A 26,615-nucleotide genomic window follows, 5' to 3' on the forward strand; every position below is an offset into this window, starting at 1 on the left:
GGAAGAGACATGGATAATCAAGTGAAGGTGGCAACGACCGCAAGAAGCGGTTTCGTGACCAAGGGCAGGGCGGCAGTCTCGTTGCTGTTTTTGATGAACGGCTTTCTGGTCGGCTCCTGGGCGCCGAAGATTCCAGACTTCGCCGAACGCCTGCAACTCAGCAAGTTCGAACTCGGTCTCATGATCCTTGTTTTTGGCGTCGGTTCGCTGATGTTGATGCCGATCGGAGGGACGCAGATCGCACGCTACGGTTCGAAGCGCGTGGCGCAGGTTGCTGCGGTTTGCCTGTTGCCTTGCCTGCTTGCGCTGACGCTGTCGCCAAATGTCCTGACCGGAGCAATCTCGATCTTTCTGTTCGGCGGCTTCATCGGCGCGATGGACGTTGCCATGAATGCGAATGCCGTCGCTGTCGAACAATCGATGCGGCGAGCCATCATGTCTTCGTGCCATGCCTTCTGGAGCCTGGGGGGTCTGATCGGCGCGGGTCTCGGAGGGTTGCTGATCTCCCAATTTGGCGTGCTTTGGCATGCGCAGATCGCAACCGTGCTGGCTGCAGTCTTCCTCGCAGTCGCGTGGCCGATGATCCTGACAGATCAGCCGCACCCCGACGAAAAGAAGGAAAAGCTGCGGCTGCCGCTCACTCCGCTGCCCTGGCTGCTCGGCCTGATGGCGCTTTTCTCCATGGTTCCGGAGGGCGCCGTGTTGGACTGGGGTGCGCTCTACCTGCGCCAGGAACTCGGCGCATCCGTGGCCGTCTCCGGCTTCGGCTTTGCTGCGTTCTCGCTCACCATGGCGATCATGCGGTTTGGCGGCGATCTCGTTCGTGATCGTCTCGGCGGCGTGATGACGCTTCGCATCTGCACACTGTTTGCTATCGCAGGCATGCTTCTGGCCGCCTTCGCGCCCAACGCCGAAATTGCGATTCTCGGCTTTGCCTTCTGCGGGATCGGGATTTCGAACATGGTTCCGATCGCCTTCTCGGCTGCCGGCAATGTTCCGGGTCTGAGGGCTGGCATCGGCCTGTCTGTTGTCACCACAATGGGTTACTCCGGCATGCTGGTTGCGCCCTCCGTGATCGGTTTCGTGGCAGAGCACATCGGCTTCAGCGTGGTCTTCATGGCGCTGCCCGTCTTGCTTGTCGTCGTCCTGCTGTTCTCGAACCTCGCGCGCTATGCCGATGGTATTTCGGGCGGCGGTCACTGAGCCGTGCTCCAAACAAAAGTGATGCGCGGGGCGGGTTGACAACAAAGCAGGCATGATCCACCTGAAAGACACGAATTTTAGGGGTTCAAGAACTCTACATGTCTTCTGCTGCAGATTTTGATCCGAAGCCGCGCCGTGCATCCGTCGCCGTCGATGTTGGCGGCGTCATCGTGGGCGGCGGCGCGCCTGTCGTCGTTCAGTCGATGACGAATACCGACACGGCGGATATCGATGCCACGGTCGCCCAAGTGGCGGCCCTCTTCAAGGCGGGATCAGAGATCGTCCGCATCACCGTCGACCGCGACGAGAGCGCGGCCGCGGTTCCGAAGATCCGCGAGCGGCTGTTGCGCCTCGGCATGGACGTGCCGCTCGTCGGTGATTTCCACTACATCGGCCACAAGCTTCTTGCAGATCATCCGGCTTGTGCCGAGGCGCTGGCGAAATACCGTATCAATCCGGGCAACGTTGGCTTCAAGGACAAGAAAGACAAGCAGTTCGGCGACATCATCGAGATGGCGATCCGTTACGACAAACCGGTGCGCATTGGTGTGAACTGGGGGTCGCTGGATCAGGAATTGCTGACGGCGTTGATGGATCAGAACGCTGAAGCCGGCTCGCCGCTTTCGGCGCGCCAGGTGACCCGTGAAGCGATCGTCCAATCTGCGTTGATCTCGGCCAATCTGGCCGAAGAGATCGGTCTGCCGCGAAATCGTATCATCCTGTCTGCCAAGGTCAGCCAGGTACAGGATCTGATCGCCGTCTATTCGATGCTCTCCGAGCGCTCGGATCATGCCTTGCACCTCGGCCTTACCGAAGCCGGAATGGGCAGCAAGGGGATCGTGGCTTCTTCAGCCGCCATGGGCTATGTGCTGCAGCACGGCATCGGTGACACCATCCGTGTCTCGCTGACGCCGGAACCGAACGGCGACCGGACGCGCGAAGTGCAGGTCGCCCAGGAACTGCTTCAGGTGATGGGATTCCGTCAGTTTATCCCTGTCGTTGCCGCTTGTCCCGGCTGCGGGCGCACGACCTCGACAGTCTTCCAGGAGTTGGCGCAGAATATCCAGAGCGATATTCGCAAGAACATGCCTATCTGGCGCGAGAAGTATCCGGGCGTCGAAGCATTGAATGTTGCGGTCATGGGCTGCATCGTCAACGGACCGGGTGAAAGCAAGCATGCTGACATTGGCATTTCGCTGCCTGGTACCGGTGAAACGCCGGCGGCGCCCGTCTTTATCGATGGCCAGAAGGCGCTGACCCTACGCGGGCCGAACATCGCTTCCGACTTCGAAGCGCTTGTCATCGACTACATCGAAAAGCGCTTTGGACAGAAGACGGCGGCTGAATAGAGCGCGACCGAAAACGGTTCGGCTTCAGTTCTTCCGTCCGGCAATGAAGCGGGCCGCTTCGGCAAGGACGATGCTGCGCTCCGCGTAAGGAGCCAGCAATGCTTCTGCCTCGCGCACCTGCTCGGCAAGCTTGGCTTCCGCCCATGCCATGCCATGCATTGCCACCAGTGTGCCCTTGCCACGGCCAGCGTCCTTGCCCGTTGCCTTGCCCATGGTGGCAGCATCGGAAGTGAGATCGAGAACGTCATCGGCGAGCTGGAAGGCAAGACCGATCCGCTCGCCGAACTGCCGCAATCTCGCGCGATCCTCCAAAGAGGCGCCGGCGACGATCGCGCCCGCCTCGCAGGCGAAGCGGATAAGCGCTCCTGTTTTCATGGCCTGAAGCGTGACAATGCCCTGTTCGTCCGGCGCCTGTTTCTCGGCGGCAAGATCGAGAGCCTGCCCGCCTGCCATGCCTCCGATGCCCGCAGCGCGGGCCAGCGCCAGCGTCAACGCCAATTTGGCCTTATCAGGCAGGTTCGTCTCGGGAGCCGCAATGATGTCAAAGGCATAGGTCAGCAGGCTGTCACCGGCGAGAATGGCGGTCGCCTCATCATAGGCGATGTGCACCGTCGGTTTGCCGCGGCGCAGATCGTCATCGTCCATTGCCGGCAGATCGTCGTGAACCAGCGAATAACAGTGTACGCATTCGAGCGCCGCTCCAATCCTCAGCGCCGCGTCCCTGTCGCCCCCGAGCAACAATGCCGTTTCCGCGACAAGGAAGGGCCGCAACCGTTTGCCGCCGTTCAGGACGGCGTAGTGCATCGCCGACCGCAGCCGTTCCGGCCTGGTAGTCTCGTCGTTTAGCGCCGATGGCGACAGCAGAGTGTCGAGCACGGTTTCAACTTCCCGCGCCGTGGCGGTCAGTCTGGCTTCGAATGTTTCAGAGCTTGCGTCTTCCATGGCGCGCTGTTTGGCATGAGCCACAGTCCTTCTGCAACGGAATTGTCGATGGTCCGGCGAAGATTTCCTTTGTCTCTGGCAATGCCAGTTCGCAAACGGTATGGAGGAGAAGGGCAAGAGACTGGGTCGGGGAATTGGATATAACGCCGGAGAGAGAGGACAGCATGACCGTGCCGTTTCACAGGCACGTGTTTCTTTGGGTGAAAGGGCGTCCCGTCATAATGCGCATCGCACTCGCGCTGGCGGCGCTTGTCATCCTTCCCTATGTCCTGATCGTCCTCTATCTGCTTCCGTTCATCCATCCCGTCTCCACGCTCATGCTTCGCGATTTGGTCTTGCTGCGCGGTTACGACCGGCAATGGGTGTCGCTCGACGATATTTCTCCGGTTCTCGTGCAGTCGGTGATGATGTCCGAGGATGGGCAATACTGTTTCCACGGCGGTGTCGATTGGGGTGAGATGCGTATGCTTGTCGAGGATACGTTGAGCGGCCAGGCCACTCGCGGCGGCAGTACGATCCCGATGCAGACGGTGAAGAACTTGTTTCTGTGGAACAGCCGTTCCTTCGTTCGCAAGGGGCTCGAGCTGCCACTGGCTGTCACCGCAGACTTTATCTGGTCAAAGCGACGCTTGATGGAGATCTACCTCAACATTGCGGAATGGGGGCCGGGGATCTACGGCATCGAGGCTGCGGCACGCCATCACTTCAAGGTGCCGGCGTCAAAGTTGACCAGCCGGCAGGCCGCCCTTCTGGCCGTGTCGCTTCCCAACCCCTTCGACCGCAACGCCGGCAAGCCTGGGCGAGGGCTGCGACGCCTGGCGAGCCTCATCGAGCGGCGCGCCCGTGGCTCGGGCGAATACATAAGATGCATTTATGATTGATATCGGAATAAGTCGTTGGTCTTTATGAGTGTCATCCGGCATTCGTGATTCAAAAGTATGGACGGAAATCCCGCCACCAACGACCGGATCGCCAGCGATGATGACCGCCTTTTCGCCTAGCCTTCTTACCTATTCCGCTACCCACAAGCTTGTCCCGCCAAAGCATCTGGGGACACGCTATGATGCAAGCGGTACATTTCTGCGCGAGCCGGGCAATACCGTCGTCTGCCACTTGGTCGAAGGATCGCCTGCGCAGCAGGCGATCATCGAGGCACGCAAGAGCTTTCTGGAGATGCCGGAAGCATCTCAGTTTGCCTTCACGCCGATTTCCAGTCTTCACATGACGCTGTTTCAGGGGATCATCGAGTATCGCCGCAGGCTGCCCTACTGGCCGCAGGATGTGGCGCTTGATACCGCGATCGAGCGCATGAGCGAGATCTACCTGGATCGACTTCAATCCTTCGAGTCGCTCGGTCCCTTCGATGTTGAAGTTACCGAGGTAACGCCGGTCGGGCTTACCGTGAACGGTGCTACGGCCGCGGATCGGCGCGTTATGAAGGAGTGGCGTGACGCTCTCGCCAGGGTGTTCGGCTACAGGCACCCGGATCACGATACATATGAATTCCACATTACATTCTGCTATCCGATAGCATGGCTACAGGACGCAGCGCTTCCGGCATGGCAGGCCATGCTTGACCACCTGCTCGCCACGCTGCGTGAAAGTGCTCCCGTCATAGCGTTGAGGCCGCCCGCGTTTTGCACTTTCGAAGACATGAACCATTTCGAGGAGCGACTTGTGTTCGCGCCCGAGGAATAGAAGGAGATCCCATTGGACAAGCTCACGCTCTATATCGGCAACAAGAACTATTCGTCATGGTCGTTTCGGCCATGGATCGCCATGGCGGCCGCGGGCATTCCCTTTGAGGAGGTACTGGTTCCCTTCGATTTCGCCGCGGGCAATCCGCGCTTCCGGGAGTTTTCGCCAACCGGTCAGGTCCCGGTGCTTCAACACGGCGATGTTCGTGTCTGGCAGTCGCTGGCAATCATTGAATATGTAGCCGAGCTTTTCCCTGAAGCCGGCATATGGCCAAAGGATCGTGCGAAGCGAGCGGTTGCGCGCGCGGTTTCGATGGAGATGCTTGCAGGTTTCAGGGCATTGCGTAGCGCTTGCCCGATGAATATCCGACGGCCGAAGGGCAAAATTGCTCTAGCTGACGGCGTCATGGCCGATGTCGCCCGCATCGAGACGATCTGGCGCGACCTGCGTGCCCACTCTGGCGGACCATTCCTTTTCGGCAGTTTTTCCGGTGCCGACGCGATGTTCGCTCCTGTTGTGAGCCGTTTCGAGGTCTATGACCTCGTATCGGCAGGCGACACGCTGAGCTACATCGCAGCCGTCAAGGCGCATCCTGCCTGGAAGAAGTGGGAAGAAGCGGCGCGGTCCGAGCCGTGGATTGTCGAGGAAGACGAGGTCTGACCCTTGAATCGCCAGAATTCCAAAAAATAAACTTGGGGACTGGTCAAGCCCCCTCAAGGCATGTATAAGCGCGCAAAATTTCCGAAATCGCGATACGTCGTTTCGGCCGCCAGTCTGGCCGTAGGATGTGTTTGCCCGTGAAGTGGAGTAAGAGAAATGGCTGTACCGAAGAGAAAAACGAGCCCGTCCAAGCGCGGTATGCGCCGCTCTGCCGACGCGCTGAAGGCTGCGACCTACGTTGAAGACAAGAACTCCGGCGAGCTGCGCCGTCCGCACCATATCGATCTGAAGACCGGAATGTATCGCGGCCGTCAGGTTCTGACGCCGAAGGAAAGCGCATAATACTTTTGCGCTTTGCTTGTAAGAGTTGAAGGTCGGCCATGCGCCGGCCTTTTGCTTTTCTCAGGATAAATACATTCTTCTGATATCTTGAAGTGATGCGGCTGTTTACGGCACTATTCTCCTGTTGAGGGGAGATATGCCATATGTTCAATGCCGTACCGCTGATGATTATTCCATTCATTCTTTACAATATGTCGATGCTGGGCCTGATGGGCGGTGGCGGGCTTCCGTCGCTCGAAAACGACGTCATTGTTCTGTCGATGATTTCGGGAGCCATGTGGAGCATGTCGCTCGGCGATCTGTTCATCGTCGTCGCACTTGCAGTATTGTTCTTCGAAATACTGAAGGCCACGCGCAATGACGGCGGCCTGACCAATCACATGCTGTCGATGCTCGTCTTCATTGCCTTCCTGGTCGAGTTTCTCCTCGTCCAGGATGCGGCCACCCAGGTTTTCTTCATCCTGATGACGATTGCGTTGATCGATGTGATTGGCGGCTTTGCCGTATCTATTCGCACCGCCGGGCGCGACGTTTCGATCGGGCTCTGAAGTCTAGAGATTATCGAGCTTGTTCTGAAGCGCGCGCAGCTGTTCTTTCAGCTCGTCGATGTCCTTTGCTTCCGCCTTGCGGCTTTCCTTGGCCGGTGGGGTCATGAACGGCGAGAACATCTGCATGGCCTGCTGGAACATCTCTGTATTGCGACGGACTTGGTCTTCGACCATCTGCATCGGCAGTTGCAGGTTCTTGCCGATTGGCGTTTCGCCGAAAGCGCGCGTGACCTGCTCGCGCATCTGCGCCTGCTGTTCGGTAAAGGCGCGCATGGAATGTTCCAGGAAACTCGGGACGACCATCTGCATCTGGTCGCCGTAGTAGGTAATCAGCTGGCGAAGGAATGAGATCGGTAGCAGTGTGTTGCCTGTCTTCGATTCCTGCTCGAAAATGATCTGTGTCAGCACGGAGTGTGTAATGTCGTCGCCGCCCTTGGCATCCTGAACGGTAAAATCCTCCCCCTTCTTCACCATCTCCGCCAGGTCTTCCAGCGTCACGTAAGTGCTGGTGCCCGTATTATAGAGGCGGCGATTGGCGTATTTCTTGATTACGATCTGCCCGTCATTCTTCGCCATATCAGTCTCCCGAAGCCCGTCTGATTGTTATGGAAATTCCTCCACCTAGGAATGTAGACGCAAAAGAAGCTCAGTGACAATCTCTTTGTGCGATGCGGCAACCCCTTTTGCGGCAGAGATAATTTGTCCCAACGTAAGCAATCCCTAAAATTGAGTGGCACACTCTTGTCGTTTGACTCGACAGTGAAGCTTTGTCAGTTTCCTCCTATCTGGTGGAGTTAACGAGGAGATCGTCATGTCGAGTTCATCCATCGTCATCGCTAGTGCGGGCCGCACTGCCGTTGGCTCATTCAACGGTGCTTTCGCTACCGTTCCAGCCCATGAACTGGGGGCCGCTGCGGTCAAGGGAGCGTTGGAGCGCGCAGGTGTCGACGCCGCGGAAGTCGACGAGGTCATTCTCGGTCAGGTGCTCCCGGCTGGTGAAGGTCAGAACCCGGCCCGGCAGGCGGCCATGAAGGCTGGCGTTCCCAAAGAGGCAACCGCGTGGGGCGTCAACCAACTCTGCGGCTCGGGCCTTCGCGCAGTGGCGCTCGGCATGCAGCAGATTGCGCTCGGTGATGCAAAGATCATCGTTGCGGGCGGCCAGGAGTCGATGTCGATGGCGCCTCATGCCGCGCATCTGCGCGCGGGCACGAAAATGGGCGACATGAAGATGGTCGACACGATGATCAAGGACGGCCTGACGGATGCTTTCTATGGATACCATATGGGCATCACCGCCGAGAACATCGCACGCCAGTGGCAACTCTCCCGCGAGGAGCAGGACCAGTTCGCGGTCGCTTCGCAGAACAAGGCGGAAGCCGCGCAGAAGGCTGGCCGTTTCGCCGATGAAATTATTCCTTTCGTCATCCAGACACGGAAGGGCGATGTCACGGTCGATGCCGACGAATACATCCGTCACGGCGCGACGTTGGACTCGATGGCAAAGCTGCGTCCTGCCTTCGACAAGGAGGGCACGGTCACCGCGGCGAACGCCTCCGGTTTGAACGATGGCGCGGCGGCGGCCGTATTGATGAGCGAAGCTGAGGCCGCTCGCCGGGGTATCCAGCCGCTCGCCCGCATTGTCTCTTGGGCGACGGCGGGCGTCGATCCGCAGGTCATGGGAACCGGCCCTATCCCTGCGTCGCGCAAGGCGCTGGAAAAGGCCGGTTGGTCTGTCGGTGATCTTGATCTCGTCGAAGCGAATGAGGCCTTTGCCGCGCAAGCTTGTGCGGTCAACAAGGATCTCGGCTGGGATCCATCGATCGTCAACGTCAATGGTGGTGCGATTGCGATCGGCCATCCAATCGGCGCGTCCGGTGCACGGGTGCTCAACACGCTCCTCTTCGAGATGAAGCGTCGTGGCGCGAAGAAGGGGCTGGCGACGCTCTGCATCGGTGGCGGTATGGGTGTCGCAATGTGCTTTGAAGCTCTTTGAATAGCAGGCAATGCAACTATAACCTGAGCCCCGCAGCATAGCGGGGCCTTCAACTGAGGGAGCGGAACATGAGCAGGGTGGCTATCGTCACTGGTGGTACGCGCGGTATTGGCGCTGCGATTTCCGTCGCACTGAAGAACGCAGGCTATTCAGTTGCCGCCAACTACGCGGGCAACGATGAGAAAGCAAACGCCTTTCACGGCGAAACAGGCATTCCTGTCTTCAAATGGGATGTTTCCGACTACGAATCCTGCGGCGAGGGAATCGCGAAGGTCGAGGCCCAACTGGGGTCGGTCGATGTCCTTGTCAACAACGCCGGCATCACGCGGGACGCAATGTTTCACAAGATGACGCCGCAGCAGTGGCACGAGGTCGTCAACACCAACCTCACCGGCCTCTTCAACATGACCCACCAGGTCTGGGGTGGCATGCGCGACAGAAGCTACGGGCGGATCGTCAACATTTCCTCGATCAACGGCCAGAAAGGCCAGATGGGGCAGGCGAACTATTCCGCTGCGAAGGCAGGAGATCTCGGTTTCACCAAGGCGCTTGCGCAGGAAGGTGCCGCCAAGAACATCACCGTGAACGCGATCTGCCCCGGCTACATCGGCACGGAAATGGTTCGCGCGGTCCCGGAAAAGGTGCTGAACGAGCGGATCATTCCGCAGATCCCCGTGGGCCGCCTTGGAGAACCTGAAGAAGTCGCGCGTTGCGTCGTCTTCCTGGTTTCCGACGATGCCGGCTTCATCACCGGATCGACGATCAGCGCCAATGGCGGGCAGTTGTTCGTTTAGCGGATGGATGCCGTAAGGCCGTTATCGTGGCTCTCGATCTGCTGCGAATAGCGGCCTTGCTGGCTACGCGTATCGTACGGATTCAAGTATGCCGCATAGGCCGCCATGGCGATGGTCAACATTGCGGCCGCACCGATAATTCTGGTCATTGCCCTGCGCTCCAAATTCCCCACGACCCATTGGTCGTTCAACCCGGTGTCGATATTGGGGCCGATTTGAGGAATTATTTGGCTGTCTTTCAGTTCTTTGGGTGGCGCCTTGTCTTGGCCCTGGCTGGCACTTTCTGCATAGCGCGGTTTTCGCCGCGAAGAGCGGCAGTGGCGGTCGTTACGAAGGCGGCCGCAATGAGGATGGCGACGGCTGAATTCAGAATGATCTGAGTCATGGGATCGTTCCTTTCGAGGCGGCGGGATAAAAGCCCTGCCGCTGTTCTTGAAGGAAATATGCGCCTCATGCTCGCGGTGCGGTAGATTGAACTTTGGCGACCGACTGTCGACGTAGCGTTGACAGTCGGTCGCCGTTCGCTCTCAAAGGTGTGGATTGCGCGGCCGATACTTTTTTACCAGTCGCTGGTTCACCGCAGCTGCCCCGGGCATATTGGCGCTGAGATAAATCGGTGCATCGCCCTCCTTCGACAGTTGTGACGCCACCTCGGCAAAGATGGCATTCAGGACCGTTGCACCAACAGCGGTAGAAACCGGGCCCACCTTCAGTTCCGTACCCGGGAGGTCGATCACGGCATCACCGGGAGGAAGGCCATTGTCCAAGACGACGTCGGCAATATCCGCCAGTCGGCGCCGCCCGTTGGCAACCGCGCTCGAATAGGAGACGGAGGTGATCGCAATCACCTTGGCACCGATTTCGCGGCCATAATCGGCGGCTTCGACCGGAGCTGCATTTACGCCGGAGTTCGATGCGATGATGATGACGTCTCCCGGCTGCATGCCATAGCGTTCAAGCACCGGCCGCACCAATCCTTCAGTGCGCTCATAGACGGAGCTGATCACCGCGCCCTCGTGCAGCATCGCCGAGCCGACGAGAACCGGAACGGTGAAGGCAAGCCCGCCTGCGCGATAGTGTACCTCCTCCGCCAGCATGTGCGAGTGGCCCGTACCGAATACATAAACCCGCTTGTCGCTGCGTGCGGCCTCGAGGATTGCATCGGCTGCCAAGGCCATTGGCTCCGCGAGTTCCGTCTTCAAGGTCTCGAGTCTGCTGATCAGATTGGAGAAATAGGAATCGGTGATCGCTGTCATCACGTCCTCGATTCTAGGCGGCTTCGCCGCTGATGAAAGTCTCTGTGACCTCCAGGGCGTCGGTCAGATGCACCAGATCAGCCCGGGCACCCGGTGAAAGATGGCCGTAGTCGTCAAGGCGCAGGAACCGTGCCGGGTAGAGTGTCGCCATGCGAAGGGCTTCTTCGAGCGTCAACTCGAGATAGGTCACGCCATAGCGGATGGTGGAAGCCATATCGACATCGGAGCCGGCGAGCGTGCCATCCGACAGAACCAGTTTAGAGCAAAAGCCACCCCTTTCGCGCCGGACGGTCCGGCCGTTCAACGTGAAGGAGTCTTGCTCCGATCCAACCAGCGACATGGCGTCCGTTACGAAAAAGAGCTTGCCTTCGCCCCGTTTGGCTCGAAGAGCGGTTCGAAGCGCCTTCGGGTCGACATGGTGACCATCTGCGATGATGCCGCACCAGACCGAGGGATGGTCGATGGCCGCGCCGACAAGGCCCGGCGCGCGATGGCCGAGCTGGCTCATGGCGTTGAAAAGGTGGGTCACGCCACGCGCGCCGGCGTCAAAGCGCGCCTCCGCGGCCTCGCTGGAGCAATCGGAGTGGCCGATGCTGACGCTGACGCCGGCTTCACTGAGTTCGCGCACCTGCTTCACTGTGACCTGTTCGGCGGCCATAGTGACCAGCAGGGTGCCGATTGCTTCCTTGGCAGCAATGAAGGCCTTTACGTCCTTGTCTTCAACAGGGCGCATCAACTCGGCAAGATGAGCGCCCTTGCGCGCTGGCGCCAGATGCGGGCCTTCGAGGTGGAGGCCTGCGACGCCACGGTTTGTCTTGACGGCTTCCTTGGCTGCTTCGATCGCCGCCGCGGTCGCGTCTGCGGTATCGGTGATCAGCGTCGGCAGCAGTGCCGTCGTTCCGTATGGTCGATGGCCATCGGCAATCATATACATGGAAGCGGTCGATGGCTCATCGTTGAGCATCCTGCCGCCGCCACCATTCACCTGCGCATCGATGAAGCCTGCAGAAAGCACGCCGCCGTTAAATCGCGTGTGCTCGCCCTCCGGCAGTTCGCTGGTCGCTGCGATGGCTTCGACGCGTCCGTCCAGGACGATCAGTGCCTTGTCGTCATGGAAGCGCTGACCGTCGAAGATCCGCGCACCGGAGAAGATCTTGCGCATCACATCGTCTCCGTGACCTTGAGGAGGTTCGCTGGCTTGTCGGGGTCGAAACCCTTGCGGCGCGTAACCGACTCGATCAGGCGATAGTAGACCAGCAGCGAAACGAGCGGGTCGAGCAGGCCGCTGCCCGTGGTCGGAACCTGCAGATTGATGCCGGAGACCGGTTGCGCCGAGAACGGCACGGTGGTCGCTCCGAGTTTCCGCAGCCGCTCGAGCGCCTGGACATTGTTGCTGAATGCCGGATCATCGGGCGCAAAGGCGACGATCGGGAAGCCCGGTTGAACAAGACGCATCGGCCCATGCATCAATTCGGCAAGAGAGAAGGCCTCTGCGTGCAGGCCAGCAGTCTCCTTGGCTTTCAAGGCTGCCTCGAGCGCAATGGCGAAGGCAGGGCCTCGACCGGCCGTGTAGAGCGAACTGGCGTTGAAAAGCACATCTTCCGCGGTTTTCGTGTCGATCCCGCTAGTCGCCTGGAGGGCTTCCGGCAGCTTTTCCAAGGAGGCATGCAGGTCACGCTTGCCGCTGATGGCAGCCGTGACACCGGAAAGCGCGGCGACCGAAGCGATGAAAGACTTTGTCGCTGCCACGCTCTTCTCTGCGCCTGCATGAAGCCCGAGAACGATGTCGGCTTGTTTGGCGAGCGGGCTGTCGGTGACATTGACGACCGCAATCGTCGTTGCGCCACCCCGCTTTGCAGCATCCTGCAAGGCAACGATGTCGGGACTCGCGCCTGATTGCGACACCGTGAAGTGGATGCCGCCCTTCAGATGCAGAGACGCGCCATATACCGATGCGATCGACGGACCGATCGATGCAACCGGCACGCCACAGGTGATCTCGAACAGGTACTTGAAAAACGTCGCGGCATGGTCGGAAGATCCGCGCGCGGCTGTCGTCACCACGCTCGGGCGGCCGGACGCGAACAATTTCGCGATTTCATCGAAGGCCGCTTTTTCTTTCTGAAGCAGTGTTGCGACAACGTCCGGCGACTGGCCGGCTTCCTGCAACATTAGCGACGGGCTTTCAATCATAGGTCATCTCCGATTCTCAATTCCGCAACAAAATCATATGCATCGCCACGATAGTGGGAGCGGGTGTATTCAACAACGCGCTGGTCTTCCAGGCGCGAAACGCGTTCGATCAGGAGTGCGGGCGCACCCGCCTTCACGTCCAGTGCCGCGGCCGATGATGGATCGAGCGTCACCGCCGTCAGTCTTTGCAGCGCCCGAACGGGGCGGTGGCCGCTTGCCGTGAGCGCTTCGTAAAGAGAGCCTTCCCCCCCGGCATTCTCTCCAAGGAACTTTACCGGCACCACAGCGCGCTCGATGGCAAGCGGAAGGCCGTCAGCAAGGCGCAGACGATCCAGGCGGAGGACAGGTTCATCAAGGCCGAGGCCAAGCAAAAAGGCCTCATCGGGAGATGGCGTATTGACGGTTCTAGACAAGATCCTTGCCGCAGGAGCGCGTCCACGTGAGCGCATGTCGGCAGAGAATGACGAAAGCCGCCACAGCGATTGCTCCATCCGTTCGACCTTGCTCGAAACGAAGGTGCCACTTCCATGCCGCGACTCGAGCGTGCCTGAATTCATCAGATCGCGATAGGCGGTCCGAACGGTCACGCGCCCGACCTTCAGGGCTTCCGCCAAATCGCGCTCGCCGGGAAGTGCCGTTCCCGGCTTCAACAATCCTTCCTGAACCAGGCCAGTCAGGGCCTGCGCCAAGCGCTTGTAGAGCGGGCCGGTGAGCGCTTCGTCACGCAGGCCGCGGCTGTTCAGTTCTGCTATCAGACTGGTTCTATCCATATAGGAATAATAGAACCTATATAGAACCAATCGCAAGCAGTAAATCAGCCAGAAACGAAAAAACCCTCGCAGGCGACCTGCGAGGGTTCATTTCTTCGAGGAAAGAAGAGGCTTAGCTTTTAGAGAAGATGTAGTCCGTTTCTTGGCGCAGCACCTCACCCGGACGGAGGACTGCATCGGGGAAGCCCTCGTGGTTGATTGCATCCGGCCAGATTTGTGTTTCCAGGCAGAAGCCAGCGAACGGGCCGTATTTGCGCCCGTCCAGGCCGGGAACCGGCGTGTCAAGCTTGAAGCCGGCATAGAACTGCACGCCAGGCTCCGTCGTGCGCACTTCCAGCGAAACGCCCGAGTTCAAACTGCGGGCAAGGACGACGGAGCGCTTGGCAGTGCGCTCGTTCGAAAGGCAGAAATTGTGATCGTAGAGTGCCTGCTCACCGCCGTCGAACCGCTTCATGGGTGACATCTGACGGAAGTCAAAGGCCGTTCCGGCAACGGGCCGAGCCTCCCCGGTCGGGATCTGTCGTTCATCGGTGACGAGATAGCTGTCGGCTGCAATCATGATGTCGTGGCCGAGCGCGTCATCGCGGCCATCGAGGTTGAAGTAGGCGTGCTGGCAAACGTTGGCAATCGTCGGCTGGTCACTGGTCGATTCGTAGGTCACAGAGAGTTCGCCGTCGCCATGCACCCAGTAGGTTGCCTGAATGGTGCAGTTGCCTGGATAGCCGCCGCGCCCGTCGGGATCGACAATCTTCAGTATGACACGGTCGACATCATGCTCGACGATCGTCCAGTTCCGCTTGGCAATATTGTCGTTCCCGCCATGCAGGTGAGTCACGCCGTTCTCATTGAGGTCAAGCTGATAGGCTTGGTCATCCAGCGTGAATTTTCCGCCGCCGATACGGTTGGCACAACGTCCGGGAGTTGCGCCGAAGTAGGAGGAATGGGCGAGATAGCTGTCGAAATCGTCGAAGCCGAGCGTGAGCGGCGCGTCGTGGCCCTCGAGGCGGAGGTCCTGTATGACGGCGCCCCAGCTGATGACCTTGGCCGTCAGGCCGCCACCCTTGATCTCGACGCGATAAACAGTTTCTCCCGACTGGGTCTGCCCAAAAACTTCCCGCTTCAACATTTCCGCCATCACGACCGTCCTGATATATCTTCAATTAAGGCAGGGAACCTGCCCCCATTTGCGGTAAATCGCAACCGGTGCGGTTTAAAAAAGAACGGCCGCCTGATCGACGCGCTGTGCCGCTGTTCGCGCAACAGCTCGCCGGTGTTACCCGGTCTTGCCGATATCATTAAGGTCGTAAGGTGTCGTTTGGTATAGTTCGTTGATCCAATTGCCGAAGAGCAGGTGCGCATGGCTGCGCCAGCGGTTCTGCGGCGGCAGTGAAGGATCGTTGTGCGGGAAGTAGTTGTGCGGCATCTTGATCGGCACGCCAGCGTTCACGTCGCGGAAGTACTCATCGGAAAGCGACGTCGAATCATATTCCACGTGATTGAACATGTAGAGTCGCTTGCCCTTCCGCTCATGCACGAGGCAGACGCCCATTTCGCTGGACTCCATCAGGATTTCGAGATTGTCCGACTTTTCGATATCGCTGCGGCGGACTTCGGTCCAACGCGAGACCGGTACCTCGAAATTGTCGGAGAAGCCATTGAGATAGACCGATGAGGGCTTCAGGTTCCGGTGCCTGTAGACACCGAAGGCCTTCTCCTTCAGTTCGTACTTGGGGACGCCGTGGAAGTGATAGATTGCGGCCATCGCACCCCAGCAGACATTCATGGACGAATGGACGTTGGTTTCCGTCCAGTCGAAAATCTGCTGCATTTCGCCCCAATAGTTAACGTCCTCATAGGGCAGCGTTTCGATCGGCGCGCCGGTAATGATGAAGCCATCGAACTTCCGGTGCTTCACCTCTTCCCACGTTTGGTAGAAGGAGAGAAGATGATCCTCCGAGGTGTTCTTTGCTCTGTGGTTACCCACTCGGACCAGCGAAAGCTCGACCTGCAGCGGAGATGCGCCGACCAGACGGGCAATCTGCAATTCCGTCTTGATCTTGTTCGGCATGAGATTGAGAAGCCCGATCTGAAGCGGTCGGATGTCCTGACGGATTGCCGCCGTCTCGGTCATCACACGCACGCCTTCCTGAACCAGGGTTTCAAACGCAGGCAACGTATCAGGGATCTTGATGGGCATTGCGGTCACTCGATCAAAACAACGAATATATCGCTATCGGTCCGCACGCGGCCCTTTAGCAACTTCTTTAACGTGGCTGCAAGCCGGCCGGCCAAATCACCACGGAGCGTTTTAAATAGCGCCAGTCGACCTGCGAATCAATTGCTCAAACGAAGGATGGGGTCGATATCAAGTCACTCCCACGTTAATGACTGCTAGAAACTGTTGGTGGACACGGCGAATCACCATGTCTATTGAAGTAAGATGATTGCTAGGGACGCGTAATGGCAGATGACCTCGAAGGCAGGCCAAGCATTCAAGGGCAGGACAGAGTAGGGTACGATCTGAGCCTGGGCTATCGCCTGAAGGTAATGTTTTCGGCTTTCTGGCATTCCCCTGTTCGAGGCAGAGTTCTGGTCATTGCGACCGCGCTCATCGCCATTATTCTCGCCACCGCTTATGCGACCGTCATTCTCAACCAGTGGAACGCACCGTTTTACGACAGCATCGCTCGGCGCGATCTGCCAGGCTTCTTCCATCAGTTGAAGGTCTTTGCCCTAATCGCGGGCATGTTGCTTTTGCTCAACGTCGTGCAGGCGTGGCTCAATCAAATGACCGCGGTCTACATGCGCGAAGGGCTGACGAGGGACCTCGTCAATCAGTGGCTTCAGCGCAAACGTGCGCTTCGGCTTTCGGCCAGCGGCCTCATCGGCGTCAATCCTGATCAGCGCCTCCATGAAGATGCCCGCAACCTCGCGGAAAGCACCACGAGCCTGATGATTGGCCTGGTGCAGGCGACGATTCTGCTGATCAGTTTCATCGGCGTGCTATGGGAGCTCTCCAGCGGCTTTGTCTTCCGGTTTGGTACGCATGCCTTTTCTATTCCGGGTTACATGGTTTGGGCCGCGATCTTTTATGCCGCGTCAGCATCGGTCCTCAGCCAGCTGGTGGGACGCAAGCTGGTGAAGCTCAACGCCGATCGTTTCTCGAAGGAAGCCGAGCTTCGCTTTGCGCTGATGCATGCCAACGAGAACATGCCGGCGATTACGGTGGCCCGCGGTGAGGAAAACGAGCAGCAGCGTATCAATACCGATATCAGCGCCGTGCTTGACGTCATCAAGCGGGTCGCGATGGCCAACGTCAACCTCACTTGGGTGTCGGCCGGCTACGGCTGGCTCGTTGTTGTCATCCCAATCATCGTCGCAGCGCCCGCCTACTTCTCCGGCGGCCTGACGTTTGGTCAGCTGATGATGTCGGTCGGTGCCTTCAACCAGGTCAACACCGCCCTTCGCTGGTATGTTGCGAACTTTGGCGCGATTGCCGAATGGCGCGCCACGCTGATGCGTGTCACCGATTTCAGGCAGGCGCTCACCAGCATGAGTGACGACATCAATCTGAAGGGTACCATCAAGTACGAACGCAATCCTCCGGGAACCCTGACTCTCGATCATGTCCGGATCGCTGCCAAGATCGGCGAAGAGATCGATCAGTGCGGCGGCTTCCGCGTGCATGAGGGTGCCGTGACGATCAAGGCCGGCGAGAAAGTCATGATCAACGGCGATCACAACGTGAACCGTAAGCTCCTCTTTCTTGCGCTTTCCGAGCTCTGGCCCTGCGGTGGCGGCAAGATCGGCCTTCCGCCCACGGACGACATGCTTTTCGTCCCGCAATCGGCCTATATCCCCGGCGGCTCACTTCGCGAAGCACTGGCGTTCCCAGAGCCTGCCGATACCTATCAGAATGCCGATGTCGCCGCCGCGCTGGAGAAGGCGGGGCTTCACAACCTGGTCTCCCGGCTCGATACGCGGGCCCGCTGGGACAAGCTGCTCGATTCAGACGAGCAGCGTGCCATCGGCTTTGCGCGTCTGCTCCTCGTCCGGCCGAAGTGGATCGTGTTCGATGAGGTCCTTGAAGGCATGGAACCGGAATGGCAGTCAACGATGATGAAGGTTCTGGCTTCGATACCTGAGGCCACGATGATCTATATCGGTCGTTCCGAAGCTTATGTGGAAACTTTCCAGCCGCGTGTGCTGCACCTCGAGGCTCTGCCTGCCAAGCCGGAAATGAAGGTTATGGCAAAAGCACCAAACGCACCCGCGCCCGCGCTGTGATGGCTCGGTGACTGATAAGGGTCTGAGGCCGAAAGCGTTGCCTCAGCCCTCCAATTCTTCCCGCAGCATCTCGAGCTCCAGCCATTCCTCTTCCATTTTCGTCAGGCTGTTCCGGAGTTTTTCCATCTCCGCCGCCAGCTTGTGAAACGTGGTGGGGTCCTTGGTGAACAGGCTTGGGTCCGCCATCCGCTCTTCGCGTTTGGCAATCTCGGCTTCGGCCTTGGCCATTTCCTTGGGCAGATTCTCGAGCGCGAACTTCTGCTTGTAGGAAAGCTTGCCCTTCGCCTTCACCGTCTCGGTGGGGGCTGCTTCCTGTGGCTTCGAACGTTCCGATGCCTTTTCGGCCTTTCTTCGCTCCTCCGCGGCGCCCTTTCGTTGAGCGAGCATGTCGGAGTAGCCGCCGGCATACTCGATCCACCGCCCGTCCGGTGCATCGGGAACTGCCGGCGCGATCGTCGATGTCACGGTACGGTCGAGGAAGTCACGATCGTGGCTGACGAGGATGACGGTGCCGGGGAAGCCCGCAACGATCTCCTGCAGCAGATCCAGCGTCTCGATGTCGAGATCGTTCGTCGGCTCGTCGAGGATCAGCAGATTTGCGGGGCGCGACATGATCCGCGCCAGCATGAGCCGCGCTCGTTCGCCGCCTGAAAGGTTCCTGATCGGCGTGCGGGCCTGCTCGGGCTGGAAGAGGAACTCTTTCATGTAGCCGGTTACGTGGCGCTGCTCGCCATTGACGAGAAGGTTCTCGCCGCGTCCGTCCGTCAGATAGTGGGCGAGCGTCTCGTCCGGGTTAAGGTCTTCGCGCTTCTGGTCCAGCGTTGCGATTTCGAGATTTGTGCCGAGTTTGATCGTGCCGGTGTCGGGCGCGAGCTGGCCTGTCAGCATTTTTAGCAGCGTTGTTTTTCCAGCGCCGTTCGGCCCGACGAGACCGATGCAATCGCCGCGATGCACGCGGATCGAAAAGGGCGCAACGATCGCTCGGTCCCCGAATGTTTTCGTGATCTTGTCGGCTTCGATGACAAGCTTGCCGGATTCCTGTGCATCGGAAACCGTTGCCTGCACTGTGCCCTGGGGCCCCTTATGGCCTCGATATTGCGAACGCATGGTCTGCAGTTCGCCGAGGCGGCGCATGTTGCGCTTGCGCCGTGCCGTGACACCGTAGCGCAGCCAATGTTCCTCTCGCTCAATCGCCTTGCCGAGCTTGTGCTGTTCAAGCTCCTCTGCCTCCAGCACCTGGTCGCGCCATGCCTCGAAATGGGCGAAACCCCTGTCGAGCCGGCGTGAAGTGCCTCGGTCCAGCCAGACGGTGGCCGTTGAAACCTTCTCGAGGAAGCGGCGGTCGTGAGAGATCAGGACGAGTGCGCTTCGGCTCTTCTGCAGTTCGCCTTCCAGCCATTCAATGGTCGGGAGGTCGAGATGGTTGGTCGGTTCGTCCAGGAGCAGGATGTCTGGCTCGGGCGCAAGGACGCGCGCGAGGGCGGCACGGCGTGCTTCGCCGCCCGATAGGTTTTTGGGATCCTCTTCGCCTGTGAGCCCGAGGTGCGACAGGAGGTAGGTGACGCGATAGTGATCGTCGCCAGGACCAAGTCCCGCTTCGGCATAGGCCTGCACGGTCTGGAAGCCCGCGAAATCAGGGGCCTGCTCCAGATAGCGGACGGTCGCGGACGGATGACGGAAGACCTCGCCCGACTGCGCTTCGACCAGCCCGGCGGCGATCTTCAGCAACGTCGACTTTCCGGAACCGTTGCGGCCGACCAGACAGATCTTGTCTCCGGGCTCCACCTGCAGGGCCGCGCCCGCGAGCAACGGCGTGCCGCCGAAGCTGAGAAAGATATCGTCGAGTTTCAGAATGGGAGGCGCCAAAGATCAGACTCCGGAAAGGTCATAGGGGCGGGCGAGCACGATGGCCCGACCGCTCTCGAGCGAAAAGCACACCTTGCCTTTCGCCACATTGGAAACAGTGCGTGACGAGCCGAAAGGCAAGTGGAAGTCAGCAAGCGGGTAGCGCGCGTTCTCTATCGTAAGGCCGCGCAGTTCGCTGAAGCCGGGAACCGAAAACAGGCTGTCAGGCGGCAGGTCCAGCTCGATAGAACCCGCAATCAACGGCACGGCCTCCTCGGTGCCAGAGGTCAGAAGCACATCATAGCCCTGCTCTGCCAAGCTGACAGCATAGAGCAGGTGCTGAACGGCGTGGTCGGAGCGCTCGCCCGCCAGCGCACCCGCAAGCACAAGGCGCCTTGCGCCGCGTGCGATCGCTTCCGAGACGGCAATCTCGCCGTCTGTGGATGCCTTGGCAGTAGGATAGGGCTCTCGCGGTACATCAGGGAAAGCACTATCGAGATCAGACGGCGTTGAATCGAAATCGCCCACCCAAAGCTCGGGAACTATGCCGAGTGCAGCCGCATGCCGCATTCCACCGTCGGCCGCAATGAACCGGCTGCCAGCAACAGCGGTACGCAGTCGATCGGTTACGCGCAGTTCGCCGCCGAGGAGAATGGTGAAGGTGGATTGGCTCATGCGCATTGCCCATAGCGCAAAGCAGGGGGCAAGGGAAAGAGCCGCCGTTGTGGCTCAGTCGGCAATATCTTTCATTCGTGCTTGAAAAACGTCTTCAAAGCCGGAGATGAACTTCTCGAATAGCTCACCGAAGATCTCAATCTCTTCGGGGTTCCAGTCTTTGACTACCGTGGAAACAAACGCGAGCTTTTGTGCGCGTATCTCCGATAGCAGCTTCTGCCCGAGCGGGGTCATTACGACGATGATCCTTCGCGCATCCGCCTGGGATGCTTCTCTCCGCAGAATATTTCGTCCTACCATATCCGCGACAATTCGGCTTGCGCGCGATGGATCGATCCGCATCATCTCCGCGATTGTTCCGACCGTTACTTCTCCGTCCTCCTGAGCGCGCCGCACGGCATCCAGCACGTCCAGGTGCGATAGTTCGAGACCTGGTGCAACACTCTGGATGGCTAATCTCCCGATTAGCCGCCGCCCAGTCATGAGACGCATGCGGGTCATGCTTTGACCAATGCGCAGAATGCCCGGTTCGTCGGTTGCGGGGTCTGTCTCGGCAGGTTTCATCAGGCTCTCGTTCATTCGTGAAGCATAGCATGGCATGCGTCACATGAGAATATGCTGAGGTCAATCAAGTGACATTGACAAATATATGCTAATAGCACATAAATGGTTCATCGGTTCATTCGGAACGACATTTCATGGATACTCAGATTGCCATGCCGCCGCTTGTCACGGATCATCGTCGGCGGTTCATCCTCTTCCTTTTCCTGATGTCAGCCATGTTCATGGCAACGCTCGACAACCAGATCGTCGCAACCGCTCTGCCGACGATCGTTGGGGAGTTCGGCCATCTCGAGCGCTTCGGCTGGATCGGCTCTGCCTATCTCCTTGCTGTAAGCGCCGTGATGCCGCTTTATGGCAAGCTCGGTGATCTCTTCGGCCGCAAGTATGTGATGATGGCGGCGATCATGATCTTCACGGTCGGCTCCGCCGTCTGCGGGCTCGCCGTATCCATGAACACGCTGATAGCGGCCCGCGTGCTGCAGGGGCTTGGCGGCGGCGGCATCATGGTGTCCATCTTCGCTGTCAATGCCGACCTGTTCGAGCCGCGCGAACGCGCGCGCTACCAGAGCTATTCCAGCCTTGTGCTGATGGCATCCGGTGCCATCGGGCCTGTGCTCGGCGGCGCGATGAGCGATCTCTTCGGCTGGCGCTCGATCTTCCTCGTCAATGTTCCGATCGGTTTCGTCGTTCTCGTCGGCCTGGCTTTGATGCTGCCGTACCGCAAGCCGAACCGCCGTCCGAAGATCGACTATGCCGGCGCGTTGCTGCTCGCCGTGACAACGGCAAGCATCGTGCTGGCCGCCGACGGAGCGCAGCTCTTTGGTTCGTTGGTGGCTCCGCAGAACCTCGCCATCGTGGCTCTCGGCGTCGCTGCGGCCATCGCATGGATTTTCGTCGAGCGGCGCGCCGCGGAACCGATCGTTCCCTTGTCGCTGTTTCGCAATTCCACTTTCAGCCTGTTGCTCGTGATGTCGATCATGAGCGGGGCGATTGGCATCGGCATGGTCAATTATTTCGCGTTGTTCCTGCAGACGACGACCGGTCTTTCCCCGTCAGCGGCTGGTGCGTTCTTCATCCTCTTGACCGGCGGCATCGTCTGCGGATCGCTTTCCGCTGGCCGCATCATCTCCATCACCGGCCGGTACAAGCCGTTTGCGGTAGCGAGCCTGGCGTGCGGCGTCGTTGCATTCGCCCTGCTGACACAAGTTCACGCAGGAACGCCAACAATACTGATTGGAGCGGTTATGGCGCTGCATGGCTTCGGTGTCGGCCTCGCACAGCAGGTGCCCATCATCGGCGTTCAGAATGCGGCCCCTGCGCGCGATGTCGGCGCGGCGACCGGATCGGTAACGCTCTCGCGTATGGGCGGCGCATCGATCGCCATCTCCATCTATGGGGCGATCGTCGGGACGCAGCTCAGCAAGACTGGACTTTCCATCCCTGGCGTCACGGATATCGAGCAATTGACTCCAAAGATGCTGGCAGCCTTGCCGGAGCAGACGCGTCAAGCCGTTGCCGAAGCCTATGCCAGTGCCTTTACCCCGCTTTTCGCGGCATCATGCGCGATCGCTCTCATCGGGCTTTGTGCGGCGTTGCTGCTGAAATCGACGCAGTTGCCCCGTGCAGTTGAAGCACGGCCCACAGCCAGTGCCGAAGCCGCGGAGTAAGTGCCACGGCAGACTGAGACGGCCACTTGCAAGACGCCAAACGTAGCGATACATCTTCAAGCGCTCTAACGGGGTGCCCCGTGCCATCAGGCGCGCGGCTGAGAGGCTGAAAGCCAACCCGCGGAACCTGATCCGGCTAACACCGGCGGAGGGATTAGACGCGTGACATCTGGCACCGCCCTTTTCCCCTTCAAGCAAACCAGAGGAGAGGTGCCATGTTCATATTCAAACTCGCAAGCCGTTCGCTGCTTGCAGCGACGTGTGTCGTGTCTTTCGGAATTGCATGCGCAAGCGCGCAGGCGGCGGAAAAGACGCTCACCGTCTATACCTACGAGAGCTTCACCTCCGAATGGGGCCCAGGACCGAAGGTCAAGGAAGCATTCGAGAAGACCTGCGGCTGCAGCGTCAATTTCGTCAGTGTAGCCGATGGCGTCGCGCTGCTATCCCGTCTTAAGCTCGAAGGCGCTGGCACCAAGGCAGATGTCGTGCTTGGCCTGGATACGAACCTGACCACCGAGGCGAAAGCAACCGGCTTGTTCGATGTGAGTGGTGTCGACGTCGGCGCGCTCAAAGTACCGGGGGGCTACCAGGACGATGTGTTCGTGCCATACGACTATGGCCACTTCGCCGTCATCTACGATAGTCAGGCAATCAAGAACCCGCCGAAGAGCATGAAGGATCTGGTCGACGGCAATCCCTCGCAAAAGATCGTCATAGAGGATCCGCGCACTTCAACACCTGGCCTTGGTCTTCTGCTGTGGGTCAAGTCCGTCTACGGCGACCAGACACCCGAGGCGTGGGCAAAACTCAAGAAGCGGGTGTTGACCGTAACGCCCGGTTGGTCTGAGGCCTATGGGCTGTTCACCAAGGGCGAGGCGCCGATGGTGCTCTCCTATACCACCTCCCCCGCCTACCACATGGTTGCCGAAAATACCGACCGCTACCAGGCGGCGGCATTTTCAGAGGGTCACTACATCCAGATCGAAGTGGCGGGATTGCTGAAGAACGCGCCCGACAAGGAACTTGCGCGCGATTTCCTGAAGTTCATGATTACGCCGGCCTTCCAGGATGCCATTCCGACCAATAACTGGATGATGCCGGTTTCGGCGACGTCGCAACCATTGCCAGACGCATTCGACAAGCTTGTGAAACCGTCAAAGACGTTTCTGATGAGCTCGGAAGACGTGGCCAGGAACAGGAAGACCTGGATCGACGAGTGGCTGGCTGCCATGAGCATGAATTGATGCTTTCGACCAAGGCGGAGATCCGAAAAGCGATGCTGGGCGGGGCGTTGAGCCTTGCCGGCATTGCCATTTTCGTGGGTCTTGCGATCTTTGCCCTGCTTCTTTCTAGCGGTGTCTCGTCTATTCTAGCGACGGTGGTCGAGCCGTACATTCTGCGCGTTTTGCGATTCACTTTGTTGCAGGCCGTGCTTTCGACGCTGCTGTCGGTCGTTCTTGCCATTCCTCTCGCCCGGGCACTCGCGAGGCAGCAGCATTTTCCTGGTCGCGTCTGGATCATCCGCCTCATGGCTGTTCCGATGGGGCTGCCAGTTCTGATCGGGGCTCTCGGGCTTATTGGGATCTGGGGACGGCAGGGCATCTTGAATTCATTGCTGCTCAACCTTGGCATCGGGCAGCCGATCAGCGTCTATGGACTTTTCGGCATCCTGCTGGCGCATACGTTCTTCAACATGCCGCTGGCATGCAGGCTCATGCTGGCGGCCCTGGAGCGGGTGCCGGCGGAGTATTGGCTGATGGCGAACGGTCTCGGCATGCGATCCCGTTCTGTTTTCCGTTTCATCGAATGGCCAGTTCTGCGGTCGGCCATCCCAGGGGTTGCGGGTCTCATCTTCATGCTGTGCGCCACGAGTTTTACCCTCGTGCTGACCTTGGGCGGTGGACCAGCGGCGACGACGATCGAGGTTGCCATCTATCAAGCGCTCCGCTTTGACTTCGATCCTGGTCGGGCGGTTGCCCTCTCCCTGCTGCAGATCGTTCTGACCGCCGTGATCCTCGCGTGCCTGGCGCTCCTTCCCGCCGCAGGGGATGAGGGCGTAACCGCTGGTAAGGCCATCAGGCGTCCGGATGGCCGGCCGATCGGTGCGCGGCTTTCCGACGGCGGCGTCCTGGTATTCGCCACGCTTTTTTTGGGACTGCCTTTGCTGTCGATCGTCGCGGCAGGACTTCGCTCCGATCTGATGAAGCTCGTGAGGGAACCCATCTTCTGGCAGTCAACCGCAACAAGCCTTGGGATCTCGATCGCTGCGGCCGTTCTTGCCTTGCTGATGTCCATGACGCTCGTACGCGCCCGCCACGCGCTGCTCCAAAGCTCTCGGGCGCCGAGCATAAGAGTCTTCACCGCCGCCATGGGTGGCGCCTCTTCACTGGTGCTTCTCGTGCCCCCGATCGTCCTTGCAACGGGATGGTTTCTGGCGCTGAGAGATTTCGGTGATGCCGGCGTGATCGCTCTGATCCTCATCATCGCTATCAACGCCTTGATGGCGCTACCCTTCGTGATGCGTATCCTCGAACCTGCCTTTGGCATCCACAAGCGCAGGACGCAGAAACTCGCGGCGAGCCTGGGTATATCGGGTTGGGCGCGACTTCGCCTGGTCGATTTGCCTGCGCTGCTCAGGCCGTTACTCACGGCATTTTCCTTCGCAATGGCATTGTCGCTTGGGGATTTGGGCGCCGTCGCACTATTCGGCTCGGACCGTTTCGTCACATTGCCCTGGCTCGTCTACAGCCGCATGGGCAGCTATCGTACCAACGATGCTGATGGGCTGGCGTTGATCCTCGGTCTCGTCTGCCTCTTGCTGACGATCGCTGGCACCATGGGTTCGGCGCGCCGGGAGGCAACCTATCATGGATGACCGGCGCTTCTCGATCGAGATGCGGGATGTCGCCCTGCGGCTCGGAACGCAGGACTTCCATTTTGACTGCGGCCTTCCTGCCGGCGCCGTGATTGCCGTCACAGGCGCGTCAGGGGCCGGCAAGTCGACTTTTCTGAACCTGCTCGCCGGCTTCGATACCGCGACGCGAGGGAAGATTGTGCTCGCGGGAACGGATGTGACCCATGAGTATCCGGCGCGGCGTGCTGTCTCCCTCGTCTTCCAGGACAACAATCTGTTCGCGCATCTCGACATCTTCACCAATGTTGGTCTTGGCATTGATCCGGCGATGAAACTCAAGGCCGCCGATCGCCAATCCATCTTATCCGCACTTGAAAAGGTAGGCTTGGCCGGTTTTGAACGACGGATGCCAGGGACGCTCTCCGGCGGGGAGCGGCAGCGGGCCGCCTTTGCGCGCGCGCTTGTTCGCAACCGTCCGGTGCTTTTGCTCGACGAGCCTTTTGCTGCGCTCGATCCCGGCTTGCGCAATGAAATGGCCGCGCTGCTTCTGGAAATGCACCGTGAAACCGGCAACACCGTCGTCGTCGTTTCGCACGATCCAGATGAAGTAGAACGCATCGCCGATTTCGGACTGTTTATCGAAGACGGCGCGGTTGCCGTGGCGGCCCCGATCGGGGAGTTTCTGGCTGGCGAGCGGCATCCCGGATTGACGCAATTTCTCCGCAGCTGACGAATCTGGCCGTTACAACGGCACTTTTGCCATATTTTGAGGCGACCGAGAAAACTGCAAGGTCACGTTAGGCTTGCTAAAATACAACGGCGCCACATTTACTTAGAGTCTCGCTATGCAACCGATGCGGAAATCAGTTACAGCAAAGACTTGTGTCCCCGATTGTGCAATGCAAGAGCGGGGACGGACGCCTGTTGGATCAAAATGAGACCGAGCGGGTCGCGGAAGCGGGCCGGTCGACAAGC

27 protein-coding genes and 2 riboswitches are annotated in these 26,615 nt (G+C 59.3%); of the genes, 14 read left to right on the plus strand and 13 right to left on the minus strand.

All coding sequences use genetic code 11. From position 1 onward, the window contains the following. Positions 1 to 9: 9 nt before the first annotated feature. Both JNB88_RS11400 and ispG read left to right on the plus strand, forming a co-directional pair. Positions 10 to 1,203, plus strand: coding sequence for an MFS transporter (locus tag JNB88_RS11400; RefSeq protein WP_220355564.1), 1,194 nt, complete (start codon positions 10 to 12; stop codon positions 1,201 to 1,203). 98 nt (positions 1,204 to 1,301) lie between these two features. Next, a complete protein-coding gene (gene ispG, locus JNB88_RS11405; RefSeq protein WP_037131804.1) occupies positions 1,302 to 2,552 on the plus strand; it encodes a flavodoxin-dependent (E)-4-hydroxy-3-methylbut-2-enyl-diphosphate synthase in 1,251 nt (416 codons plus the stop codon). A gap of 24 nt (positions 2,553 to 2,576) precedes the next feature. On the opposite strand, the gene JNB88_RS11410 is transcribed toward ispG, so the two are convergent. Further along, positions 2,577 to 3,494, minus strand: coding sequence for a polyprenyl synthetase family protein (locus JNB88_RS11410; RefSeq protein WP_220355788.1), 918 nt, complete (start codon positions 3,492 to 3,494; stop codon positions 2,577 to 2,579). Between the two features lie 134 nt (positions 3,495 to 3,628). Here JNB88_RS11410 and mtgA point away from each other — a divergent pair, with 134 nt between their 5' ends. From mtgA to JNB88_RS11435, 5 genes are all read left to right on the plus strand, one after another. Next, positions 3,629 to 4,375, plus strand: a complete 747-nt coding sequence (gene mtgA / locus JNB88_RS11415; RefSeq protein WP_220355565.1) for a monofunctional biosynthetic peptidoglycan transglycosylase — start codon at positions 3,629 to 3,631, stop codon at positions 4,373 to 4,375. Positions 4,376 to 4,472: 97 nt separating this feature from the next. Then, on the plus strand, positions 4,473 to 5,192 hold the full coding sequence (locus JNB88_RS11420; RefSeq protein ID WP_220355566.1) for a DUF1868 domain-containing protein: 720 nt from the start codon (positions 4,473 to 4,475) through the stop codon (positions 5,190 to 5,192). A 12-nt stretch (positions 5,193 to 5,204) separates the two neighbouring features. Continuing rightward, on the plus strand, positions 5,205 to 5,852 hold the full coding sequence (locus JNB88_RS11425) for a glutathione S-transferase family protein (RefSeq protein ID WP_220355567.1): 648 nt from the start codon (positions 5,205 to 5,207) through the stop codon (positions 5,850 to 5,852). Between the two features lie 156 nt (positions 5,853 to 6,008). Then, entirely contained in the window at positions 6,009 to 6,194 is a 186-nt protein-coding gene (gene rpmF, locus JNB88_RS11430; protein ID WP_016556742.1) for a 50S ribosomal protein L32, read from the plus strand. 143 nt (positions 6,195 to 6,337) lie between these two features. Further along, positions 6,338 to 6,742, plus strand: a complete 405-nt coding sequence (locus JNB88_RS11435; RefSeq protein WP_037131815.1) for a hypothetical protein — start codon at positions 6,338 to 6,340, stop codon at positions 6,740 to 6,742. 3 nt (positions 6,743 to 6,745) lie between these two features. Here the strand turns inward: JNB88_RS11435 and phaR are convergent, their stop codons facing one another. Beyond that, positions 6,746 to 7,318 carry a polyhydroxyalkanoate synthesis repressor PhaR gene (gene phaR, locus JNB88_RS11440; protein ID WP_220355568.1) on the minus strand — a complete coding sequence of 191 codons (573 nt, stop codon included), beginning with the start codon at positions 7,316 to 7,318 and terminating at the stop codon, positions 6,746 to 6,748. A gap of 235 nt (positions 7,319 to 7,553) precedes the next feature. Here phaR and JNB88_RS11445 point away from each other — a divergent pair, with 235 nt between their 5' ends. Together JNB88_RS11445 and phbB are read left to right on the plus strand one after the other, a co-directional pair. After that, a complete protein-coding gene (locus JNB88_RS11445) occupies positions 7,554 to 8,735 on the plus strand; it encodes an acetyl-CoA C-acetyltransferase (protein WP_220355569.1) in 1,182 nt (393 codons plus the stop codon). 68 nt (positions 8,736 to 8,803) lie between these two features. Beyond that, a complete protein-coding gene (gene phbB, locus JNB88_RS11450) occupies positions 8,804 to 9,529 on the plus strand; it encodes a beta-ketoacyl-ACP reductase (protein ID WP_037131820.1) in 726 nt (241 codons plus the stop codon). Here the strand turns inward: phbB and JNB88_RS11455 are convergent. The 8 genes from JNB88_RS11455 to metA form a co-directional block, all read right to left on the minus strand. Further along, positions 9,526 to 9,678 carry a hypothetical protein gene (locus JNB88_RS11455; protein WP_167546215.1) on the minus strand — a complete coding sequence of 51 codons (153 nt, stop codon included), beginning with the start codon at positions 9,676 to 9,678 and terminating at the stop codon, positions 9,526 to 9,528. The genes phbB and JNB88_RS11455 overlap by 4 nt on opposite strands. 89 nt (positions 9,679 to 9,767) lie before the next feature. Further along, positions 9,768 to 9,914, minus strand: coding sequence for a hypothetical protein (locus JNB88_RS11460; protein WP_220355570.1), 147 nt, complete (start codon positions 9,912 to 9,914; stop codon positions 9,768 to 9,770). A gap of 142 nt (positions 9,915 to 10,056) precedes the next feature. Then, entirely contained in the window at positions 10,057 to 10,785 is a 729-nt protein-coding gene (locus JNB88_RS11465) for an SIS domain-containing protein (protein ID WP_220355571.1), read from the minus strand. Positions 10,786 to 10,798: 13 nt separating this feature from the next. Continuing rightward, positions 10,799 to 11,950, minus strand: coding sequence for an N-acetylglucosamine-6-phosphate deacetylase (gene nagA / locus JNB88_RS11470; protein ID WP_220355572.1), 1,152 nt, complete (start codon positions 11,948 to 11,950; stop codon positions 10,799 to 10,801). Then, positions 11,947 to 12,978 carry an SIS domain-containing protein gene (locus JNB88_RS11475; protein WP_220355573.1) on the minus strand — a complete coding sequence of 344 codons (1,032 nt, stop codon included), beginning with the start codon at positions 12,976 to 12,978 and terminating at the stop codon, positions 11,947 to 11,949. Before JNB88_RS11475 ends, nagA begins: the two co-directional genes overlap by 4 nt. After that, positions 12,975 to 13,748, minus strand: a complete 774-nt coding sequence (locus tag JNB88_RS11480) for a GntR family transcriptional regulator (protein WP_220355574.1) — start codon at positions 13,746 to 13,748, stop codon at positions 12,975 to 12,977. The genes JNB88_RS11475 and JNB88_RS11480 overlap by 4 nt, the downstream gene beginning before the upstream one ends. Positions 13,749 to 13,860: 112 nt before the next feature. Then, positions 13,861 to 14,883: an aldose epimerase family protein gene (locus JNB88_RS11485; protein ID WP_220355575.1), complete on the minus strand. Its 1,023-nt coding sequence runs from the start codon at positions 14,881 to 14,883 to the stop codon at positions 13,861 to 13,863. Between the two features lie 138 nt (positions 14,884 to 15,021). Then, positions 15,022 to 15,945, minus strand: coding sequence for a homoserine O-acetyltransferase MetA (gene metA, locus JNB88_RS11490; RefSeq protein ID WP_037131835.1), 924 nt, complete (start codon positions 15,943 to 15,945; stop codon positions 15,022 to 15,024). Positions 15,946 to 15,980: 35 nt separating this feature from the next. After that, a riboswitch (SAM riboswitch) is annotated at positions 15,981 to 16,058 on the minus strand. Positions 16,059 to 16,208: 150 nt separating this feature from the next. On the opposite strand from metA, the gene JNB88_RS11495 reads away from it, so the two are divergent. Further along, positions 16,209 to 18,035 (plus strand): ABC transporter ATP-binding protein/permease, encoded by a 1,827-nt coding sequence (locus JNB88_RS11495; RefSeq protein WP_220355576.1) that lies wholly within the window; start codon positions 16,209 to 16,211, stop codon positions 18,033 to 18,035. 42 nt (positions 18,036 to 18,077) lie between these two features. Here the strand turns inward: JNB88_RS11495 and JNB88_RS11500 are convergent, their stop codons facing one another. From JNB88_RS11500 to JNB88_RS11510, 3 genes are read right to left on the minus strand one after another with little or no spacing between them, the layout of a single operon-like run. After that, entirely contained in the window at positions 18,078 to 19,901 is a 1,824-nt protein-coding gene (locus JNB88_RS11500) for an ABC-F family ATP-binding cassette domain-containing protein (RefSeq protein ID WP_220355577.1), read from the minus strand. A gap of 3 nt (positions 19,902 to 19,904) precedes the next feature. Further along, positions 19,905 to 20,561, minus strand: a complete 657-nt coding sequence (locus tag JNB88_RS11505) for a thiamine diphosphokinase (protein ID WP_223217171.1) — start codon at positions 20,559 to 20,561, stop codon at positions 19,905 to 19,907. Between the two features lie 48 nt (positions 20,562 to 20,609). Further along, positions 20,610 to 21,134, minus strand: a complete 525-nt coding sequence (locus JNB88_RS11510) for a MarR family winged helix-turn-helix transcriptional regulator (RefSeq protein WP_220355579.1) — start codon at positions 21,132 to 21,134, stop codon at positions 20,610 to 20,612. 119 nt (positions 21,135 to 21,253) lie between these two features. On the opposite strand from JNB88_RS11510, the gene JNB88_RS11515 reads away from it, so the two are divergent. The 4 genes from JNB88_RS11515 to JNB88_RS11530 all read left to right on the plus strand — a co-directional run bounded on the left by JNB88_RS11515 (position 21,254) and on the right by JNB88_RS11530 (position 26,370). Further along, positions 21,254 to 22,786 (plus strand): MDR family MFS transporter, encoded by a 1,533-nt coding sequence (locus JNB88_RS11515; protein WP_220355580.1) that lies wholly within the window; start codon positions 21,254 to 21,256, stop codon positions 22,784 to 22,786. 59 nt (positions 22,787 to 22,845) lie between these two features. Next, positions 22,846 to 22,957: riboswitch (TPP riboswitch) on the plus strand. Between the two features lie 44 nt (positions 22,958 to 23,001). Further along, positions 23,002 to 24,030, plus strand: coding sequence for a thiamine ABC transporter substrate binding subunit (gene thiB / locus JNB88_RS11520; protein WP_220355581.1), 1,029 nt, complete (start codon positions 23,002 to 23,004; stop codon positions 24,028 to 24,030). After that, positions 24,030 to 25,661: a thiamine/thiamine pyrophosphate ABC transporter permease ThiP gene (gene thiP / locus JNB88_RS11525; RefSeq protein ID WP_220355582.1), complete on the plus strand. Its 1,632-nt coding sequence runs from the start codon at positions 24,030 to 24,032 to the stop codon at positions 25,659 to 25,661. Before thiB ends, thiP begins: the two co-directional genes overlap by 1 nt. Beyond that, positions 25,654 to 26,370, plus strand: coding sequence for a thiamine ABC transporter ATP-binding protein (locus tag JNB88_RS11530; protein WP_220355583.1), 717 nt, complete (start codon positions 25,654 to 25,656; stop codon positions 26,368 to 26,370). Before thiP ends, JNB88_RS11530 begins: the two co-directional genes overlap by 8 nt. The last annotated feature ends 245 nt before the right edge of the window (positions 26,371 to 26,615 follow it).

The organism is Rhizobium cauense (assembly GCF_019511525.1).
Lineage (GTDB): Bacteria > Pseudomonadota > Alphaproteobacteria > Rhizobiales > Rhizobiaceae > Rhizobium > Rhizobium cauense.